Here is an 18296-nt window from a genome sequence, read left to right as displayed (position 1 = left end):
TGCCTAAAGGCGCTCTACCCTGCCCGCATCGGGCTTGTGCAGCCACTCCTGCCACTCGTCTGCCAGTTGCTGGCTGGCCACTGCGGCGGCGGTCCAGGCGCTGACCCGCGCGGGCAGATTCACGCCATAGCGGGTGAAGTCGGTGCGGTCAGGCAACTTGCCGTTGGGCAGCGTCCTGACCCAGGCCGGGTCGGGTGCCAGCAGCACCATGGAATCCAAGAAATGGCTGGCGCCATGCCGCCACTTGAGGCCCTTGTCGAGCCAGCCGGGAACCACCGCCTTCTGGAAGTGCGGGTACAACACCAGGCCCGGACCGTTGCCAGCCGTCGAGTGGCTGCGGTGGTAGTCCAGGTGCAGGTGGTAATCGGTGATGCCGCCATCCCAGTAGGCCCCAGGGGGCGCAGCAGGAATGCCGTGCACGGACTTCAGCACAAACGGAATCGAGCAGCTGGCCTGCAAGGCGGGCTGGAAGTTCGCCTCGCTCAAGGCCACCTGACGGGTGCGGTAATCAGTCGTCGCGAAAGGCAGCGCGGCACCGGCGCTGGAAAACACCACCCGTTCCAGCCAGGCCCCCATGGCCTTGCGGCGCACGCTGTTGGTCAGAAAGGCCCCCAGATAGCCCAGCGGCGTGGCCAATCGGTGCTCTCGCCCCAGCAGGTGGCGCCCGCGCGAGGTGACGATGTGCAAGCGGTAGCGTGGGTGCTGCAGCACCTCGTGAATGCGGCCACCGTAAAACGATTCCAGGCTGGCGCCGAACCGTGCGCTCACGTGCGCGGCGGTCGGGCTTTTGCGGCCCGGCTCCAGTTCGTAATCCTGATGGATGTAGTCACGCTCCAGACGCTGAAACGCCTTGACGGACTCGTGCAGGCAGGCAGTCGCCATGCGCCACGCACCAATCGAGGCGCCGACCAGATGCACCGGATGATCAGTTCGCGCCAGCCACTCGCCAAAGATGAAGCGGTCGAGCGGGCCCAGAATCAGACCCTTGGGCCCACCCGCCGCACCCGGCACCACGCCCACATCGCGCGGCTGCAGGCCATGCTGCTCGATGTGGCGGCGGGCCGCCGGGCCGGCGTAGATGCGAAGCGCTCTCATGGCGGTGTGTTGTGCTTATTTCTTCAGCGCCGCGAGCTTGCTGAACGCCGACTCCATGGCGGTCGAAGCGGCGGGCTGCTGTGCGCGGCCCCCGACGCTGTAGTTACCTGCGCGAGCGCCACCCGAACGGCCCGGCGTTGCGCCCTCAAAGCGGTTCTCGCGAAAGCCTTGTGGGCCGTCACGTCGCGCCGGTGGGTCGCCCAGCTTCATGGTCAGGCCGATGCGCTTGCGGGCCACGTCCACCTCGGTTACCCGCACCTTGACGATGTCGCCGGTCTTCACCACCTCGCGCGCGTCGTTCACGAACTTGTGCGCCAGCTGGCTCACATGCACCAGGCCATCCTGATGCACGCCGATGTCGATGAAGGCACCAAAAGCAGCAACGTTGCTGACCGTGCCTTCCAGCGTCATGCCTTCCTTCAAATCACGGATGTCTTCCACACCGTCGTTGAAGCGGGCCACCTTGAAATCAGGGCGCGGGTCGCGTCCGGGTTTTTCCAGCTCGGTCAGAATGTCCTTCACCGTGATCACACCAAACTGCTCGTTGGCGAACAGCTCGGGCCGAAGGGTCTTGAGCATCTCGGAGCGCCCCATCAGCTCGGCCACCGGCTTGCCGGTATGCAGCATGATTTTCTCGACCACCGGGTAGGTCTCCGGGTGCACGCCCGTCATGTCCAGCGGGTTGCTGCCACCGCGCAAGCGCAGAAAGCCCGCGCTCTGCTCAAAGGTTTTGGCGCCAAGCCCGGTGACCTTCAGCAGGTCGGCCCGCGAGGTGAAGGCGCCATTGGCATCGCGCCAGCGCACCACCGACTTGGCCACCGTCTGCGACAGGCCGGACACGCGTGCCAGCAGCGGCACGCTGGCCGTGTTCAAGTCCACGCCCACGCTGTTCACGCAGTCTTCCACCACCGCGTCGAGGCTGCGCGCCAGATCGCTCTGGTTCACGTCGTGCTGGTACTGACCCACGCCAATCGACTTGGGGTCGATCTTCACCAGCTCGGCCAGAGGGTCCTGCAGGCGGCGTGCGATGCTGGCCGCGCCGCGCAGGCTCACGTCCACATCAGGCATTTCCTGGCTGGCGAATTCGCTGGCGGAATACACCGAGGCGCCGGCTTCGCTGACCACCACCTTTTCGATGGCCTGCTCGACCTTGGCCATCAGCTTGATCAGATCGGCCGCCAGCTTGTCGGTCTCGCGGCTGGCGGTGCCGTTGCCGATGGCGATCAGATTCACGCCATGCTTTTCAGACAGTTTGGCGAGCGTGTGCAGCGAGCCATCCCAGTCCTTGCGCGGCTCGTGCGGGTACACGGTGGCGGTTTCGACCAGCTTGCCCGTCGCATCGACCACAGCCACCTTCACGCCGGTGCGGATGCCCGGGTCCAGGCCCATCACCACGCGGGGGCCGGCGGGTGCGGCCAGCAGCAGGTCGCGCAGGTTGTCGGCAAACACCTTGATGGCCACCTTCTCCGCCTCTTCCCGCAGGCGGGTGAATAGGTCGCGCTCCAGCGACAGGCTGAGCTTCACGCGCCAGGTCCACGCCACGCATTTCCGGATCAGGTCATCGGCCGCCCTGCCCTTGTGGCTCCAGCCCAGGTGCAGCGCAATTTTCCCCTCCGCAAGGGAAACCGCTGGGCCCGCTTTGGGTGATGCGCTAAGGTCGGGCGACTCTGGCAACACCAGCTTGGCATCCAGAATCTCCAGCGCACGCCCGCGGAACACGGCCAGCGCACGGTGCGACGGCACGCGGCCGATCGGCTCGTCGTAGTCGAAGTAGTCGCGGAATTTGGCGTTGTCGGGCAGATTCTCGTCTTTTCCGGCAACAAGTTTCGACGCAAACAGGCCTTCGCTCCAGAGCCAGCCACGCAGTGACTGCACCAGCGCGGCGTCTTCGGCCCAGCGCTCCGAGAGGATGTCGCGCACGCCATCGAGCACCGCCTGCACAGTGGTGAAATCGTCGCCGCTTTCGTTCTTTTCGGCTTTCACGTAAGCAGCGGCTTCATCTGCTGGCACCAGCAACGGATTGGCAAACAGGGCATCGGCCAGCGGTTCAATGCCGGCCTCGCGGGCGATCTGCCCCTTGGTGCGTCGCTTGGGCTTGTAGGGCAGGTACAGGTCTTCCAGGTCCTGCTTGGTGGCGGCCAGTTCAATGGCGGCACGCAGCTGGGGCGTGAGCTTGCCCTGCTCCTCGATGCTCTTGATGACGGCTTCTCGGCGCTCTTCCAGCTCCCGCAGGTAACCGAGGCGGTACTCCAGCTCGCGCAGCTGGATGTCATCGAGCCCGCCGGTGACTTCCTTCCTGTATCGGGCGATGAAGGGCACGGTGGCGCCGCCGTCCAGCAGCTCTACGGCGGCGCGGATTTGCTTCTCCTGAACCTTGATTTCAGCGGCGATCTGACGAATGATTTTTTGCATGGGGAAAAGCGGGTGGACTGTGGGCGTTGGGGTGTGTGGCGAACGGACTCAAGGCGACCGGGTGAGCCTGAAGGAATCAAAAAACGATGAATGCGGCACTGTCAGACCGGGGCCACGCGCAAGAAGCGTGAACCGGCTGTGCGCCCTGGCAGAAAACACAAACTGACGACAAGGGTCGGCATTGTCCCACAGGGAAAACGGCCTCCCCAGGGCCATACTTTGACAGGGGCTTGCAGCCCATTTTTTCAGCTTTCCCTTCCTCTGTTTCAGGAGAAACCCATGCGTACCCGAACCCTTTTCCTGATCATCTCCATCGTTCTGCTGGCCGGCTTTGTGGCCCTCAATGTGGACGAATTCACCCGCGTCAGTATCCTGAGTCTGGGCTTTACCACCGTACAGGTGTCGCTCGGGCTGGTGATGCTGGCGCTGGTGGTGATTGCTACCCTGGTATTTCTGGGTAGCACGGTTTACATGCAGAGCACGAACCTGCTGGAGATGCGCAATTACGCACGCCAGCTCAGTGTGCAGCGCGAACTGGCAGACAAGGCCGAGGCCTCCCGTTTCACCGAATTGCGCAGTTACATGGAAGTGCAGGCGCTGGCTGCCCAGCAGCGCGAGACCGCGCACAACACCGTGCTGGCTGAGCGCTTTGCCCAGCAGCAGCAAGCCCTGTTGATGCGCCTTGAAGAATCGGACAAAAGCCTCGCGGCTTACATGGGCCAGCTGGAGGATCGCCTGGAGCGCGGCACCCTGGCAGATGACCGCACTGGCCGCATGGCCAACGGCACGCCCCGCCTGTAAGCCGATGCAACGACGGGCGCTGTAAGAACGCGGACAGCGGCCCGACCAAGCAGTGTCCACAGTCGCAGGTTGCAGGCATTTCCGCAGGCAGCGCAGCGTGGGCATTTTCATGGAGCGATGTCATGCCTCTTGCCCATAATTTGCCTGCAGCCAGCGCCCTGCTGGCCCTTATCACCATCGGTGTCAGCACATCAGCTCTCGCAGCGCCAGGCCAGTGCGCGGCAACGTCGGGCCCCACCATCACCCCGGTGCTGGAGCTCTACACCTCGGAAGGCTGCAGCTCCTGCCCGCCGGCAGATCAATGGATCTCGACGCTGAAAGGCAAGAACCTGGTGGTGCAGGCGTTTCATGTCGGCTACTGGGATTACATCGGCTGGGTAGACCGTTTCGCATCGCCCGCCCACACCACCCGCCAGCGTGAAATAGCGGCCCGCAACAACCAGCGCAGCATCTACACCCCGCAAGCGCTGCTCAATGGTCAGGACTGGCGCAACTGGGGTGGCCAGCCCACGCCAAAGGAAACCGCGCGGGCCAGCATCACATTGCAGCAAGTCGGGCCTGACCAGTTCGAGGCCTCGGTGACATCCCTGCCTGCATTACAGGTGCCCGCGAACTGGTCCGCGTACTGGACGGTCACCGAACACGGCCATGCCTCGAAAGTGCAAGCCGGCGAAAACAAAGGCGAGTACCTGAAGCACGACTTCGTGGTGCGGCAGTACACCCAGGCGGGCGAATACAAACCCGCCGTGGGCACCAGCCAGAAACTCACGTTCCGCAGCATCGCGGCCACACCGGGGCATCCGCGACAGGTCAATCTGGTGGTGTTCGATCCGAAGACAGGCGGCACGCTGCAGGCGCTCAGCCTTCAGTGCCCGGTTTGATGGGTCATCGTCATTGGCCCGACTGGCCCTGCTGGCCAGGCTGCGAGAGGTCGACAATGGCAGCACATGCCAAACAGCCACTCATCCCATGACCTGCGCAGCCTGACGCGCCACTTCCCGCGTGCCGGCCGGCTGGAGCAGATTCTCCTGAGACCCGCGCGCCGGGCTGAAATAAATACCGTGAATGCCGCGCAGGCACTGGCCGGTGTGGGCCTGCAGGGCGACCGCACCGCCCTCACGGGGGCTGAACGTCCTGGCGCTAGCAAGCGGCAGGTGACGCTAATTCAGGCCGAGCATCTGCCTGTTGTTGCCGCGCTTGCCGGATTGGACGCGATTCCTGCCGAATGGCTACGCCGCAATCTCGTTGTCTCCGGGCTGAATCTGCTGGCCGCCAAGTCACTCTTTCGCGACCAGCCGCTGGTGCTGCGCATCGGTGCGGTGTTGCTCGAAATCACCGGCCCCTGCGAGCCGTGTTCGCGCATGGAAGAGGTGCTGGGCCCCGGCGGTTACAACGCCATGCGCGGCCACGGTGGGTTGACAGCACGGGTGCTCAGCTCCGGAACGCTTCAGGTGGGTGATGCCGTGGTGTGCGAGCTCGCAGCGCAGCCCGAGCAGCTGGACCTGATTTGAGCGCTGACCGCCTCCCGTGACCTCACCTCCCCCTCAAAGCTTGTAGGGCGACCTCGGCAGGCGCACGGTGAATATGGTGCCGAATTCCTTGCTGGATTCGACCGAAATCACGCCGCCATGGGATGCAGAAATCTCGCGGGCGATGAACAGACCCAGGCCCGAGCTGTTGGAAAACGGGCTGTTCTTCTGACCATGCAGTCCCAGCTGGACCAGCGGATCAAAAATGGCCTGCAGTGATTCGGCTGGAATAACCGGCCCGAGATTGCAGACCTGCACCACCACGAAGTCGGGACGGCCCTCCACGATCAGGTGAATCGGGTGCGCCTTGTCGCCGTACTGCGCTGCGTTATTGAGCAGGTTGCCAAACACCTGCTGCAGACGGGCGCCATCGAACTGGTCCACGGCTTCGCCAGTAGCGCTCAGGTCAAACTGGAATTCAGGGTGTGCGCCCTGGGCTTCTTCCAGTGCGGCCAGGCAGATCTGCTTGACGTCCACCAATTGCCGCTCAATCGGCATTTCACCACCCAACTGGTTTCTGCCGTATTCGAGCAGGTCGTTGACCATCGCTGACATGCCCGCCGCGCTGGTCACGATGCGCCCGCCTGCCTTCTGCGTTCCCTCGGTGCCCACCGTCGGGCTCTTGAGGTAGTGGCCGGCCAGGGCAATGGCCGTCAACGGGCTTCGGAGGTCATGTCCGAGGATGGCCAGAAAGGTGTCGCGGGTGCGGCTGGTTCTTTCGGTGTAGGTCTGTACCGATTCAGCCAGCGCCTGGTCGACCGCTTCGTTGAAGCGGATCATGTCGTACGTCATGTCTTCGGTAACGTGCGTGATCTGTTTCAGCCAGAGGCGCAGCACGGTGGCCCGCAGCGCCCTGAACTCGGCAGCCACCTGAACCAGCGTGTAGCCGATGTATTGCCGCAGGGTGCCGTGAATGGCCGCCGCGCTCTCCTTGCCATCGGCAGACTGTGAGCCATCAGGCTCCAGCCCTTTGGATTTCTCGGCCTGCTGCTGGGCGCTCTGCGCGGTCTGCATGTCCTCGGCCAGTTCCTCCAGAATCTGCTGCGCGTGGTCGCGCAGTGCGAGCCCGGTTTTACCGGTTTCCACCGGAAACAGCGTTCGGGCAAACAGGTCCCATTCGACAAGGATGGGCGGAAGATTGGCTTGGATAAAGGCGGACAGGCGCATGGTGGGGCCGCGTTGAAGCGGTGTGCGGGCCGCAGACGCAGAGGTGCGCGGCTTTGGGGGTCAAAGGACCTCCAGCCTGAGGCCGGGCATGACCCTTGACAACTTCCCACCACGCTTTGCCGCGTAGGACATCACCGTGACTTTGCCCTCACGGCACCGGGCCAGTTGCCCGGCTAGGGCTTGCCGGCCGCCTCGCCCGCAGGCACTTGCAAGCCCAGCAACTGGGCCAGCTGCGCAGTGGGGACTGCGCCTTCCTGCGTGACCAGTGCGCCGGTCTGGGCGTGTGTGCCGACCACGGTGGGAATCGACGCGAAGCCGAAGCGGTTGAGCAGTGCGGTGTTCTTCGCCACCACCGCCTTCTGGGCTTCAATGTCAGGGCCAGCCGAGATACCGCCCTGCTTGGCGAGCAGCGAGGTCTTGTGGGCATCCATCGCAGCGGCTGCATCTGCTGAGGCCAGCAAGGTGGCGCCCTGCGAGGTGCTGGACGGGTTCAGCAGCCCGACCGGAATCCAGACGAAGCGGGCCTGGGATTTCAGCGGCTTGGCGGCATCCCACAGCGAGCCGCAGTGCGGGCATTGCGCATCGAAAAACACATAGACGGTGCGGGCGCTCATGGTGCTGCCCACCGAGAACCCGCCCGCCTCTGCCGCGATCACCGACAGCGACACGGGTTCGGAGATCTTCGATGCGGCGGGCGCTGACGCGTCCTTGCAGCCCGCCAGCAGGGCCAGCGAGGCGACGGCAGCGATCAGCCAGCGCAGGGGGCGTGGTGAACGGGCAGCGGAAAAAGCGGGAAAAGCGGAAAAGGAGTCAGAGGCAAGTGTGTGCATGGCTCGATTGTCTCCGCACTTCAAACGTCCTCATCGGCGCAAGCCCTTTGCAGGACCTTGAAGCTTGAGGTGCCATCAACCCGCGCGCAGTGCAGCCCGCAGTTGTGCGCCAATCTCGGGCTTGTCGGCAAATGGGTCGGTCGGGTTGCGGGCTTGCAGCACGTCCTCCAGCCGGGTCTGCACCGACTGGATGGCCTTCGGATGGCTGTAGATGTAGAACTGGTTGCTGGCCACCGCGTCAAACACGCGCTGCGCCACGTCGGCGGCAGTGACCTTGCCCGAGCTTACCGCCTTGCCGGTCATGGCCTGCTGGATCATCTGGCTGCGGGTAGGCTTGTCACCCTGCAGCTCGGCTGGGCGGTTGCGATGGCTTTCGCCAATGCCTGTGGCCACAAAAAACGGGCACAGCACCGATGCGCCCACCTGGTCGGTGACGAGGCTCAGGTCCTGGTACAGCGTTTCACTGAGCGACACCACCGCGTGCTTGCTGACGTTGTACACGCCCATGTTGGGCGGATTCAGCAGGCCCGCCATGCTGGCGGTGTTGACGATGTGGCCCTGCCACTCCGGGTCTTTGCCGGCGGCTTCCAGCATCATGGGCGTGAAGATGCGCACGCCATGCACCACCCCCATGACGTTGACGCCCAGCACCCACTCCCAGTCCTTGACGCTGTTCTCCCAGATCAGCCCACCCGAGCCCACCCCGGCGTTGTTGAACACCAGATGCGGCGCGCCAAAGCGTTCCAGCACGGCTCGGCCCATGGCCTCCATCTGGGCGGCGCTGGAAACGTCGAGGCGGAACGCCAGCACTTGGGCACCGGCCGCCTTCATTTCTGCTTCGGCTTTGTCGAGCGCGTCCTGTTGCACGTCGACCAGCACCAGGTTCATGCCCAGCCGGGCACCCAGCCGGGCGCACTCAAGGCCGAAGCCGGAACCTGCGCCGGTCAGCACGGCGGTCTTACCTTTGAAGTCAGTGATCATGGTTACTTCCTCTGGATATTCTGCGTGTTCAGACGGCGCGCAGCATCTCAATGTGCGGAATGCCGTCTTCGATGTAAGGCTCGCCGTCGGGCACAAACCCGTGTTGCCGGTAAAACGATTCAAGCCGTGCCTGAGCGCCAATCCGGATGGGCTGCACGCCCCACTGGCTGTGCACGCTGGAAATCGCCTGCCGCATCAGCACATGGCCTGCGCCCTGCCCTCGTGCCGATGCATGGGTGACTACCCGGCCGATGCTGGCCTCGCGGTACTTCACGCCCGCCTGGAAGCAGCGCGCATAAGCGACAAGAGGCGTATCGGGCGTTACGCCCTGTCGTCCCAGCAGGTGCATGGCCTCGGCATCAGCGCCATCCATGTCCTGGAACACACAGGTCTGCTCGACCACAAACACGGCACTGCGCAACTGCAGCACCTCGTAAAGTTCCGCCGCGCTCAGGGATTCAAAGGCAACAAACTGCCACGCCATCTGGCTCATGCAGCAGCAGCGGCTTTCAGGGCATAACCGATGCGCGGGAAGTGCACGTGTACTGTGCCAGCGCGCTTGTCGGTGCGGCGCAGCGTGTAGTGCATGCGGGTGGCGGCCAACAGTTCGCCCTCGGTCGGCTCCGGACCAAAGCTCTCGCTGGTGATGACCACCCGGCTGCCGAGCGCAATGCCATGATCGTCCTGAAAGGCATCGCCAGACAACGCCGCAGGCGTGGCGGCTGCGGCCACAGCAATCGCGCCACTGGCAGACAGATCCTCCATGGTGCCGTGGCCCAGCGCAGCGACGCGGTCCATCCACTCCAGCACCAGCGGTGTGGCGTTGAAGATGTCGGCCACGGCGGGCGTGCGGACCCGGGTGAACCACAGCGGGTGGTACATCGAGAAGTCGGCAATGCTGGGGGTCTGCCCCAGCAGGAAAGGATGCTCGCCCAGCATGTCGGAAATGCGGCGCAGGTAAGAGCGATAGCCCGCAGCGGCGTCGGCGGGCCGAATGCGCGGCATGCCGGCGCTCATGGCCTTGCGGTCCTCACCAAAGGCGCGTGCCGCTTCGGGGCCGGCCTTCTCAAAGAGTTGCGCAAAGCCCTTGGGCTGCGTGCTGTAGGCCATGGCCGTCCAGAACAGCGTGTTGTCGGCCCAGTGCGCCAGCGTGCGGGCCAGACCCTTGGCGTGCAGCGGGTACAAAGCAGGCTCGGGTTGCAAATGCTCCAGTACATCGCAAATTAGCGCGGTGTCACAGTAAATGTCGGCGCCAATCTGCAGCACCGGCGTCTTGCGGTAGCCGCCCGTCAGCGCCACCAGATCGGGCTTGGGCATCACCGAGGGGATGATCACTGACTTCCACGCCAGCTTTTTCGCGCCCAGTACCAGGCGGATTTTTTCAGCGAACGGTGACAGTGGGTAATGGTGAAGAATCAGCTCGGGCATGGGGGTCTCCAGTGAACGGTAGCGAGAAGGTTCAAGTCGGCGGCCATCAGATCAGCTTGACCAGTTGCTTGCCAAAATTGCGGCCCTTGAGCAGACCAAGAAACGCCTCGGGTGCGTTTTCCAGCCCGTGGGCCACGCTCTCACGCGGCCGCAGTTTGCCGGAGCCCACCAGGGCGCCGAGTTCTTTTAGTGCCTCGGGCCACACCTCCATGTGCTCGCTGACGATGAAGCCCTGAATCTTCAGGCGGCTCAGGAGAATCAGCGAAGGCTGGGTCAGCGGCACCGGCTTGCCGTCGTAGCCGGCGATCATGCCGCAGAGCGCCACGCTGCCAAAGGCATTCATGCGGGGCAGCACGGCATCAAGCACCATGCCGCCGACGTTCTCGAAGTGGCCGTCAACGCCATCGGGGCAGGCGTCCTGCAGCGCGCTGGAGAGCGACAAGGCGTTGCCGTGCTCGCGGTAATCAATACAGTCATCAAAGCCCAGCTCGTTCACCACATAGGCGCATTTGTCAGGGCCACCGGCCACGCCCACCACCCGGCAGCCGCGCGCCTTGGCCAGCGCACCGAGCGCACTGCCCACGGCGCCTGAAGCCGCGCTGACGGTGATGGTCTGGCCCACTTTGGGCTCGATGATCTTCACCAGGCCATACCAGGCCGTCACACCCGGCATGCCAACCGCGCCGAGGTAATGCGACAGCGGCACATGGGTGGTATCGACCTTACGCAGCGCGCCTGGCTGGTCGGCCTTATCCACGTCAACCACGCTGTACTGCTGCCAGCCGCCCATGCCGACCACCTTGTCACCCGGCTCAAATTTCGGCGAGCGGCTTTCAATCACCTCGCCCGCCGTGCCGCCCTGCATCACCTGGCCCAGTGGCTGTGGCGCGGCGTAGCTTTTGCTCTCGCTCATGCGGCCACGCATGTACGGGTCCAGACTCAGGAAGTGGTGGTGCACCAGCACTTGGCCCTCCTTCAGCTCCGGGGTATCGCTGGAGACCAGCATGAAGTTGCTGGCGGCAGCCTCGCCCATGGGGCGGTTGTCGAGAAGAATCTGTTGATTGATGGGCATGGGGTTTCCGGTCGGGATGATGATCAGTCTGTCGAAATTTTGCCGGCGTCGTTGCCACTTTGAGATTCCACTGGCCGGCGCTTGACGTACTTGAAAGTACCGGTCGAATGCGCGCAAGCCTGGCCGGCGGCGTCAAACAGCGTGGCCTCCGTGAAAGCCAGCGTGGCGGTGCGGTGGATCAGGTGGCCTTTGCCGATGAGCTTGCTGCCGTCGCCGGGGGCTGGCCGCATGAAACTGGTCTTCATCTCGATGGTGACCACGCCCATGTCTTTCTGCACGCTGCGCGCGGCAGTGGCCATGGTCACATCGAGCAGGGTCATCACCGCCCCGCCATGCGCCACGGCGAAGGAGTTGAGGTGCTCGGGCGCCGGGGTGTAGCCCAGCTCCGATTCGCCTCCTTCGAACACGTCGAGCGTGAAGCCCAGGTGGGTGACAAAGGGGATTTCGGCGCCGAAGTTCGGGTCAAACATGGTGTTCAGCCGCCGGTGATCACGCTGACACCGCCATCGACTGCCAGCCACTGGCCGGTGATGTGCTTGCCGGCGTCCGAGGCGTAGAGCACACACAGACCCTTGAGGTCTTCGTCATCGCCCAGCCGGCCCAGCGGTGCGTGCGAAGCCAGTTTGTCTTCGCCCAAGGCCTTGAGCGTGCCCACCGTCATCCGGCTTGGGAAGAAGCCGGGGCAGATGGCGTTGACGGTGATCTGGTGCTGGCCCCATTCGCAGCCCAGCGCGCGGGTGAAGTTGATGACCGCGCCCTTGGAGGTGTTGTAGGCAATCGTGGTCATCTCTTTGGGGTTGCCGCCGAGGCCAGCGATCGAGGCCACATTGATGATGCGGCCCGACTTACGGGGAATCATGCTGTGCTTGGCGATGTGCTGCGACAGGATGAAGTAGCCGCGGATATTAAGGTTCATCACCTTGTCCCAGGCCTCGACCGGATGGTCTTCCGCTGGTGCGCCCCATGCAGCGCCTGCGTTGTTGACGAGGATGTCCACATGGCCGAAGCGCTTGATGGTTTCATCGGCCAGCGCGCGGATGTCCGCCTCCTTGGCACAGTCAGCGGCGATCCAGTCGACGTCGATGCCTGCAGCCTTCAGTATGGCTGCCGACTCCTGCAGGTCTTCGGCCTTGCGCGAACTCAGCATCACGCGGGCGCCTGCCTCGCCCAGCGCTTGGGCCAGCTGCAGGCCCAGCCCGCGCGAGCCACCAGTGACGAGGGCCGTCTTGCCGGTGAGATCAAACAATTGCTGGATGGTTCGGGTCATGGGGGGTCTCCTGAAAATAATTGGATCGGTGAGCGAGGCCGCCTCGGCGCAGCTTCGGTGGTCATTGCTGCTGCTTGATGCGGGAGCGCACGTAAATCAGCACAAAGCCAATGGCAGCGACCACACCGCCACCGACCACCAGTGACCAACCCAGCGTGTCGTCGGTCCGCTGCACCGACAGGCCCAGCACCAGCGTGAGCAGGCCGCCGTAAATCAACACCCAGATCAGCGCTTGCAGGCGTGCCACAAAGCGGTCACCGGCAGCGTCTGCAGAGGGTTTGAAAAATGGCATCAGAACAACTCCTCGGGAAAATCGGCACAGGTGCGGTCGCGGTCTTCCACCACCTGCAACCAGGCACCGATTTTCGGCAGTTCGTAGTGATAGAAATAGCGCAAGGCCCCTAGTGTGCCTGCCCCGGAAGACCTCGCCGCTGATGTGCCCGCCACCGAAGTGCCCGCCACCAGCGCCACATCCAGCCAGATCCAGGCCAGCACGGTGTGGCCGAAGGCCTGCATGTAGGGCACGGCATTGGCCAGTGCGTCGCCCGGAACGCCGGTGGCCCACGCGGCCTTGGTGGCGCTGCCCACGTGCTGCAGTGCTTTGCCCAGCGCGTTGGCATGGGCAGCCAGTTCAGGCACCTGGATGGCGCGTTCAATGGTGCTGTTGATGCGGCCTGCCAGCAATTTGAGGCCCTTGCCGCCTTCCATCACCACCTTGCGGCCCAGCAGGTCCATCGCCTGGATGCCGTGCGTGCCTTCGTGAATCATGTTCAGGCGGTTGTCGCGCCAGTACTGCTCGACCGGAAAATCACGCGTGTAGCCATAGCCGCCGTGTACCTGAATCGCCAGTGAGTTGGCCTCCAGACACCACTCGCTGGGCCAGCTCTTGGCAATCGGCGTCAGCACCTCCAGCAAAAGGCGGGCTTCGTCGGCCGCTTCGGCTGCTGCGGTGTGGTGCTCGTCGACCAGCCTTGCGCAATACAGCTCCAGCGCCAGCGCGCCCTCGCAGTAGGCTTTTTGCGCCAACAGCATGCGCTTGACGTCAGCGTGTTCAATGATCCGGCTCTGTGGTGCGGAGGGGTCTTTGCCCGCGCCGGTGATGGGTCGGCCTTGCGGTCGGTTCCGGGCGTACTCGAGGCTCGCGTGGTAGCCCGCCATGCCCAGCATGGTGGCGGCCATGCCGACGCCGATGCGGGCCTCGTTCATCATGTGGAACATGCAGCGCAGGCCTTCATGGGGCTTGCCGACCAGATAACCCACAGCGCCTGCGAGCCCGTCTACGGGGTACTTGCCTTCGCCAAAATTCAGTAACGTGTTGGTGGTGCCGCGCCACCCCAGCTTGTGGTTCAGGCCCGCCAGCGCCACGTCGTTGCGGACACCGGTGAGTTCGCCTTGGGCGTTCACCATCTTCTTCGGCACGATAAAGAGCGAAATGCCGCGCGTGCCGGGAATCAGCTTGCCGTCCGGCCCCGGAATCTTGGCCAGTACCAGGTGAATGATGTTTTCCGTCAGCTCATGCTCGCCGGCAGAAATCCACATCTTGTTGCCCTTGAGCCGAAAGCGTGGGCCGAGCGGGTCGGCTTCAAAATCATCACCGTCGGGCACTGCGCGGGTCATCACGTCGCTGAGCGACGAACCCGCCTGCGGCTCAGACAGGCACATGGTGCCCGAGAAGCGCCCCGAAAACTCATGCCGCGCAAACGCCTCCTTCTGCGCCTCGGTGCCGTGCACCATCAGCAGATTGGCATTGCCGGTGGTCAGCATGCCCGAGCCAATGCTGACCGACGCCATCGCAAAAAAAGCGTTGGCGGCAGCCTCCAGCGTGTAGGGCAGCTGCATGCCGCCCATGTCGTAGTCCTGCGCGGCGCTGAGCATGCCGGATTCGGCATAGGCCTTCTGCGCATCGTGCGTGACCTGCGGCAGGATGACCTTTTCGCCGTCGAAATGCGGCTCCTGCGTGTCGACCGTGCGATTGAACGGCGCATACTTCTCGCGCGCAATCCGCTCGCAGGTGTCCAGCACCGCGTCAAACGTGTCCCTCGAATGGTCTGCGAACCGTGCGCGCTGGTTCAGTGACTCGGCATCGAGCCACTGGTACAGCAGGAAATCAATGGTGGAGCGAAGCGACATGAATCCCTGTTCCTTCTGTAAAACCCAGCTCGCCGTCTGACCAGTGGCTTGGCCAGTGCCTACGCGGAACCGGCTTTGCCGGGCCGCAGCTGGCGTCCCTCTCCGTCCTTTATGAGGGATGACGCCGCAGGCGGCGCAGGGGGGAACTACAGAACTTCAAAAATACCCGCAGCACCCATACCGCCACCAATACACATGGTCACGCACACCCGCTTGGCACCACGGCGCTTGCCTTCGATCAGCGCGTGGCCGGTCAGGCGCTGGCCGGTCACGCCATAAGGGTGGCCAACGGCAATCGCGCCGCCGTTCACATTGAGCTTGTCCATCGGAATGCCCAGTTTGTCGGCGCAGTACAGCACCTGCACGGCAAAGGCTTCATTCAGTTCCCAAAGGTCGATGTCGCTGACCTTCAGGCCCAGCTTGGCCAGCACCTTGGGGATCGCAAACACCGGGCCAATGCCCATTTCGTCAGGCTCGCAGCCAGCCACGGCGAAACCGAGGAAGCGGCCGAGGGGCTTGAGTCCCTTCTTCTCGGCCACGGTTTCGTTCATCACGACCACCGCACCGCCACCGTCAGAGAATTGGCTGGCGTTACCCGCAGCGATCACACCGCCAGGAATGGCGGGCTTGATGCCGCTGATGCCTTCCTTGGTGGTGCCTTCGCGAATGCCCTCGTCCTTGCTGACGGTTACCTTCTTGGTGATCAGGCCCATCACTGGATCCGCCACGCCGGCCATCACGGTGATCGGTGCGATCTCGGCCTCAAAAAGGCCCGCGGCCTGCGCGGCGGTGGCCTTTTGCTGGCTCAGGGCGCCGTATTCGTCCATGCGGTCGCGTGAGATGTTGTAGCGCTTGGCGACCTGCTCGGCGGTCTGCAGCATGTTCCAGTAGATCTCGGGCTTGTTCTTGGCGAGCCAGGTGTCCTGCAGCATGTGGGTATTGGCCTCCTGCTGCACGCAGGAAATGCTTTCCACACCGCCGGCCACATAGATGTCGGCCTCGCCCGCAATCACGCGCTGCGCCGCCGTGGCAATGGTCTGCAAGCCAGAGGAGCAAAACCGGTTGATCGTCATGCCGGACACCGTGACCGGGCAGCCGGCACGCAGGGCAATCTGGCGGGCGATGTTGGAGCCGGTGGCGCCTTCCGGCGTCGCACAGCCGATGATGACGTCGTCCACCTCAGCCGCCTCGATGCCGGCGCGCTGGATGGCGTGCTCGACAGCATGGCCGCCCAGCGTAGCGCCGTGCGTCATGTTAAAGGAACCCTTCCAGCTCTTGGCGAGCGGGGTGCGGGCGGTGGAAACGATTACGGCTGAGGTCATGGAATTCTCCGGTGTCTGGGGTGTAGGGCAACGCGAGGTATTGCGGTGTCAGGTCGACTGGTTGAAGGTCTTGCCCTCGGCTGCCAGGCGTGCCAGCAGCGGCGCTGGCTGCCAGAATTTGGCGTCGTCCAGCGGATTTTTGGCAAAGCGCTTCATGCTCTCCACAACGTTGAACAGGCCCACTTGGTCGGCGTACAGCATCGGGCCGCCGCGGTGAATCGGGAAGCCGTAGCCCATCAGGTACACCATGTCGATGTCGCTGGCCTTGGAGGCAATGCCCTCTTCCAGAATGTGCGCCGCTTCATTGACCAGCGAATACACCAGACGCTGCACGATTTCCTCGTCAGAAATCTTGCGCGGCGTGATGCCCAGACTCTTGCGGTGGTCTTCGATCATCTGCACCACTTCGGCATTGGGGATGGCGTCGCGCTTGCCGGGCACATAGTCGTACCAGCCGGCGCCGGTCTTCTGGCCAAAGCGGCCTTTTTCACACAGCAGGTCGGCGGTTTTGCTGTATTTCATGTCTGGCTGTTCAACCGCGCGGCGCTTGCGGATGGCCCAGCCGATGTCGTTACCCGCCAGGTCACCCATTCGGAACGGGCCCATGGCAAAGCCGAATTTCTCGATGGCCTTGTCTACCTGGGCTGGCGTGCAGCCTTCGTCGAGCAAAAAGCCGCCCTGACGGCCGTACTGCTCAATCATGCGGTTGCCGATAAACCCATCGCACACACCCGACACCACCGAGGTCTTCTTGATCTTCTTGCCCAGTGCCATCACCGTAGCAAGCACGTCCTTGCCGGTTTTGGCGCCGCGCACCACTTCCAGCAGCTTCATCACGTTGGCGGGGCTGAAGAAGTGGGTGCCGATCACGTCCTGCGGGCGCTTGGTAAAGGCGGCGATCTGGTTCACATCCAGCGTGGAAGTGTTGGAGGCCAGAATGGCGCCGGGCTTCATCACACGGTCCAGTTCCTTGAAGACCTTTTCCTTCACGCCCATGTCTTCGAACACGGCCTCAATCACCATGTCGGCGTCTTTCAGGTCGTCGTAGCTCAGCGTGGTGCTCAGCAGGCTCATGCGCTGCTCGTATTTGTCCTGCTTCAGCTTACCCTTCTTGACTTGCGCCTCGTAGTTCTTGCGGATGGTGGCAATACCCTTGTCGAGCGCTTCCTGCTTCATCTCCAGCATCTTCACCGGAATGCCGGCGTTGAGGAAGTTCATCGAAATACCGCCGCCCATGGTGCCGGCACCGATGACGGCCACCGACTTGATCTCGCGCTTGGGCGTGTCTTCCGGCACATCCGGAATCTTGGACGCGGCACGCTCGGCCATGAAGATATGGCGCAGTGCGCGGCTCTCCGGTGTCCACATCAGGTTGATAAAGAGCTCACGCTCGAACGCCAGACCGTCTTCAAACTTTTTCTTGGTGGCGGCTTCCACGGCATCGACGCACTTGAGCGGCGCCGGGAAGTTCTTCGCCATGCCCTTGACCATGTTGCGCGCGAACTGAAAGTAGGCGTCGCCACTGGGGTGCTTGCTCGGCAGGTCGCGCACCATGGGCAGCGGACGGGTATCGGCAATCGACTGGGCAAAAGCCAGTGCTTCGTCCTTCAGGGATTCAGGCGACGAGGCCATCTTGTCAAACAGCTTCTGGCCGGGAATCTGCGCCAGTAGCTCGCTCTTGACCGGCTCGCCGCTGACAATCATGTTGAGCGCCGGCTCCACGCCCACCACGCGCGGCAGGCGCTGTGTGCCGCCTGCGCCGGGCAACAGCCCCAACTTGACCTCTGGCAGCGCCACGCTGCAGCCAGGCGCTGCGATGCGGTAGTGGCAGCCCAGCGACAGCTCAAGCCCGCCACCCATGCAAACCGAGTGAATGGCGGCGACCACTGGCTTGGCGGAACCCTCGACCGCGCGGATCACGCTGTGCAGGTTGGGCTCTGTCATGGCCTTGGGTGTGCCGAACTCCTTGATGTCCGCGCCGCCCGAGAAGGCCTTGCCTGCACCGGTGATGACGATGGACTTCACCGCGTCATCTGCATTGGCCTGCTGCAGGTGCTGCGTCAGGCTGAGTCGGCTGGCATGGCCGAGGCCGTTGACCGGCGGGTTGCTCAGCGTGATCAGGGCCACACTGCCGTGGACTTCATAGAGGGTTGTCATGGCGCTGCTACTTTCGTTGGAGAGGGTTGGGTTGTCTCGGGAGATTCGTTGAACTGGGCGACGGGACTGCGTGGATAGCTTGCTGAAGTCTTTGCAGCGGAAAAA

General features: G+C 63.6%; 17 protein-coding genes. 3 read left to right on the top strand and 14 right to left on the bottom strand.

The annotated features are described in order from the left end of the window. Positions 1-3: 3 nt before the first annotated feature. A complete protein-coding gene (locus AAG793_RS03295) occupies positions 4-1095 on the bottom strand; it encodes a phospholipase (protein WP_341903963.1) in 1092 nt (363 codons plus the stop codon). Between the two features lie 15 nt (positions 1096-1110). Next, positions 1111-3507: a Tex family protein gene (locus AAG793_RS03290; protein ID WP_341903961.1), complete on the bottom strand. Its 2397-nt coding sequence runs from the start codon at positions 3505-3507 to the stop codon at positions 1111-1113. A 279-nt stretch (positions 3508-3786) separates the two neighbouring features. On the opposite strand from AAG793_RS03290, the gene AAG793_RS03285 reads away from it, so the two are divergent. The 3 genes from AAG793_RS03285 (at position 3787) to AAG793_RS03275 (ending at position 5819) form a co-directional block, all read left to right on the top strand. Next, complete coding sequence (locus AAG793_RS03285; RefSeq protein WP_341903959.1) at positions 3787-4308, top strand: hypothetical protein; 522 nt, start codon at positions 3787-3789, stop codon at positions 4306-4308. A gap of 122 nt (positions 4309-4430) precedes the next feature. Then, entirely contained in the window at positions 4431-5189 is a 759-nt protein-coding gene (locus AAG793_RS03280; RefSeq protein WP_341903956.1) for a DUF1223 domain-containing protein, read from the top strand. A 66-nt stretch (positions 5190-5255) separates the two neighbouring features. Next, positions 5256-5819, top strand: a complete 564-nt coding sequence (locus tag AAG793_RS03275; RefSeq protein WP_341903954.1) for an MOSC domain-containing protein — start codon at positions 5256-5258, stop codon at positions 5817-5819. A 33-nt stretch (positions 5820-5852) separates the two neighbouring features. Here AAG793_RS03275 and AAG793_RS03270 read toward each other — a convergent pair whose 3' ends face one another. The 12 genes from AAG793_RS03270 to AAG793_RS03215 form a co-directional block, all read right to left on the bottom strand. Further along, positions 5853-7004, bottom strand: coding sequence for a HAMP domain-containing sensor histidine kinase (locus AAG793_RS03270; RefSeq protein WP_341903951.1), 1152 nt, complete (start codon positions 7002-7004; stop codon positions 5853-5855). A 173-nt stretch (positions 7005-7177) separates the two neighbouring features. Then, positions 7178-7834: a thioredoxin fold domain-containing protein gene (locus AAG793_RS03265; protein WP_341903948.1), complete on the bottom strand. Its 657-nt coding sequence runs from the start codon at positions 7832-7834 to the stop codon at positions 7178-7180. Between the two features lie 75 nt (positions 7835-7909). Next, positions 7910-8815 carry an SDR family oxidoreductase gene (locus AAG793_RS03260; RefSeq protein ID WP_341903945.1) on the bottom strand — a complete coding sequence of 302 codons (906 nt, stop codon included), beginning with the start codon at positions 8813-8815 and terminating at the stop codon, positions 7910-7912. Positions 8816-8843: 28 nt separating this feature from the next. Beyond that, positions 8844-9308: a GNAT family N-acetyltransferase gene (locus AAG793_RS03255; RefSeq protein ID WP_341903943.1), complete on the bottom strand. Its 465-nt coding sequence runs from the start codon at positions 9306-9308 to the stop codon at positions 8844-8846. Further along, entirely contained in the window at positions 9305-10243 is a 939-nt protein-coding gene (locus tag AAG793_RS03250) for a glutathione S-transferase family protein (RefSeq protein ID WP_341903940.1), read from the bottom strand. The genes AAG793_RS03255 and AAG793_RS03250 overlap by 4 nt, the downstream gene beginning before the upstream one ends. A 46-nt stretch (positions 10244-10289) precedes the next feature. Continuing rightward, the gene (locus AAG793_RS03245) at positions 10290-11315 is read right to left on the bottom strand and encodes an NADP-dependent oxidoreductase (protein ID WP_341903938.1); all 1026 of its coding nucleotides are present in this window, start codon (positions 11313-11315) and stop codon (positions 10290-10292) included. Between the two features lie 23 nt (positions 11316-11338). Then, on the bottom strand, positions 11339-11785 hold the full coding sequence (locus tag AAG793_RS03240) for a PaaI family thioesterase (protein ID WP_341903935.1): 447 nt from the start codon (positions 11783-11785) through the stop codon (positions 11339-11341). A 5-nt stretch (positions 11786-11790) separates the two neighbouring features. Then, positions 11791-12582, bottom strand: a complete 792-nt coding sequence (locus AAG793_RS03235; protein WP_341903932.1) for an SDR family oxidoreductase — start codon at positions 12580-12582, stop codon at positions 11791-11793. Positions 12583-12643: 61 nt separating this feature from the next. Next, positions 12644-12874, bottom strand: coding sequence for a hypothetical protein (locus tag AAG793_RS03230; protein WP_341903930.1), 231 nt, complete (start codon positions 12872-12874; stop codon positions 12644-12646). Next, entirely contained in the window at positions 12874-14712 is a 1839-nt protein-coding gene (locus AAG793_RS03225; protein WP_341903928.1) for an acyl-CoA dehydrogenase, read from the bottom strand. The genes AAG793_RS03230 and AAG793_RS03225 overlap by 1 nt, the downstream gene beginning before the upstream one ends. A 146-nt stretch (positions 14713-14858) precedes the next feature. Further along, entirely contained in the window at positions 14859-16034 is a 1176-nt protein-coding gene (locus AAG793_RS03220) for an acetyl-CoA C-acyltransferase (RefSeq protein WP_341903926.1), read from the bottom strand. 48 nt (positions 16035-16082) lie between these two features. After that, on the bottom strand, positions 16083-18191 hold the full coding sequence (locus AAG793_RS03215; protein WP_341903924.1) for a 3-hydroxyacyl-CoA dehydrogenase NAD-binding domain-containing protein: 2109 nt from the start codon (positions 18189-18191) through the stop codon (positions 16083-16085). Positions 18192-18296: the final 105 nt, after the last annotated feature.

Origin of the sequence: Polaromonas sp. YR568 (assembly GCF_943372955.1) — a bacterium.
GTDB lineage: Bacteria > Pseudomonadota > Gammaproteobacteria > Burkholderiales > Burkholderiaceae_C > Polaromonas.
This window is presented reverse-complemented; position numbering and strand designations above follow the sequence as displayed.

Coding starts and splice junctions, on each gene's coding strand:
- AAG793_RS03225 (WP_341903928.1), bottom strand. CDS start 14,712: ATGTCGCTTCGCTCCACCATTGATTTCCTGCTGTACCAGTGGCTCGAT.
- AAG793_RS03235 (WP_341903932.1), bottom strand. CDS start 12,582: ATGACCCGAACCATCCAGCAATTGTTTGATCTCACCGGCAAGACGGCC.
- AAG793_RS03290 (WP_341903961.1), bottom strand. CDS start 3,507: ATGCAAAAAATCATTCGTCAGATCGCCGCTGAAATCAAGGTTCAGGAG.
- AAG793_RS03265 (WP_341903948.1), bottom strand. CDS start 7,834: ATGCACACACTTGCCTCTGACTCCTTTTCCGCTTTTCCCGCTTTTTCC.
- AAG793_RS03295 (WP_341903963.1), bottom strand. CDS start 1,095: ATGAGAGCGCTTCGCATCTACGCCGGCCCGGCGGCCCGCCGCCACATC.
- AAG793_RS03270 (WP_341903951.1), bottom strand. CDS start 7,004: ATGCGCCTGTCCGCCTTTATCCAAGCCAATCTTCCGCCCATCCTTGTC.
- AAG793_RS03260 (WP_341903945.1), bottom strand. CDS start 8,815: ATGATCACTGACTTCAAAGGTAAGACCGCCGTGCTGACCGGCGCAGGT.
- AAG793_RS03245 (WP_341903938.1), bottom strand. CDS start 11,315: ATGCCCATCAATCAACAGATTCTTCTCGACAACCGCCCCATGGGCGAG.
- AAG793_RS03250 (WP_341903940.1), bottom strand. CDS start 10,243: ATGCCCGAGCTGATTCTTCACCATTACCCACTGTCACCGTTCGCTGAA.
- AAG793_RS03280 (WP_341903956.1), top strand. CDS start 4,431: ATGCCTCTTGCCCATAATTTGCCTGCAGCCAGCGCCCTGCTGGCCCTT.
- AAG793_RS03215 (WP_341903924.1), bottom strand. CDS start 18,191: ATGACAACCCTCTATGAAGTCCACGGCAGTGTGGCCCTGATCACGCTG.
- AAG793_RS03220 (WP_341903926.1), bottom strand. CDS start 16,034: ATGACCTCAGCCGTAATCGTTTCCACCGCCCGCACCCCGCTCGCCAAG.
- AAG793_RS03275 (WP_341903954.1), top strand. CDS start 5,256: ATGCCAAACAGCCACTCATCCCATGACCTGCGCAGCCTGACGCGCCAC.
- AAG793_RS03230 (WP_341903930.1), bottom strand. CDS start 12,874: ATGCCATTTTTCAAACCCTCTGCAGACGCTGCCGGTGACCGCTTTGTG.
- AAG793_RS03255 (WP_341903943.1), bottom strand. CDS start 9,308: ATGAGCCAGATGGCGTGGCAGTTTGTTGCCTTTGAATCCCTGAGCGCG.
- AAG793_RS03240 (WP_341903935.1), bottom strand. CDS start 11,785: ATGTTTGACCCGAACTTCGGCGCCGAAATCCCCTTTGTCACCCACCTG.
- AAG793_RS03285 (WP_341903959.1), top strand. CDS start 3,787: ATGCGTACCCGAACCCTTTTCCTGATCATCTCCATCGTTCTGCTGGCC.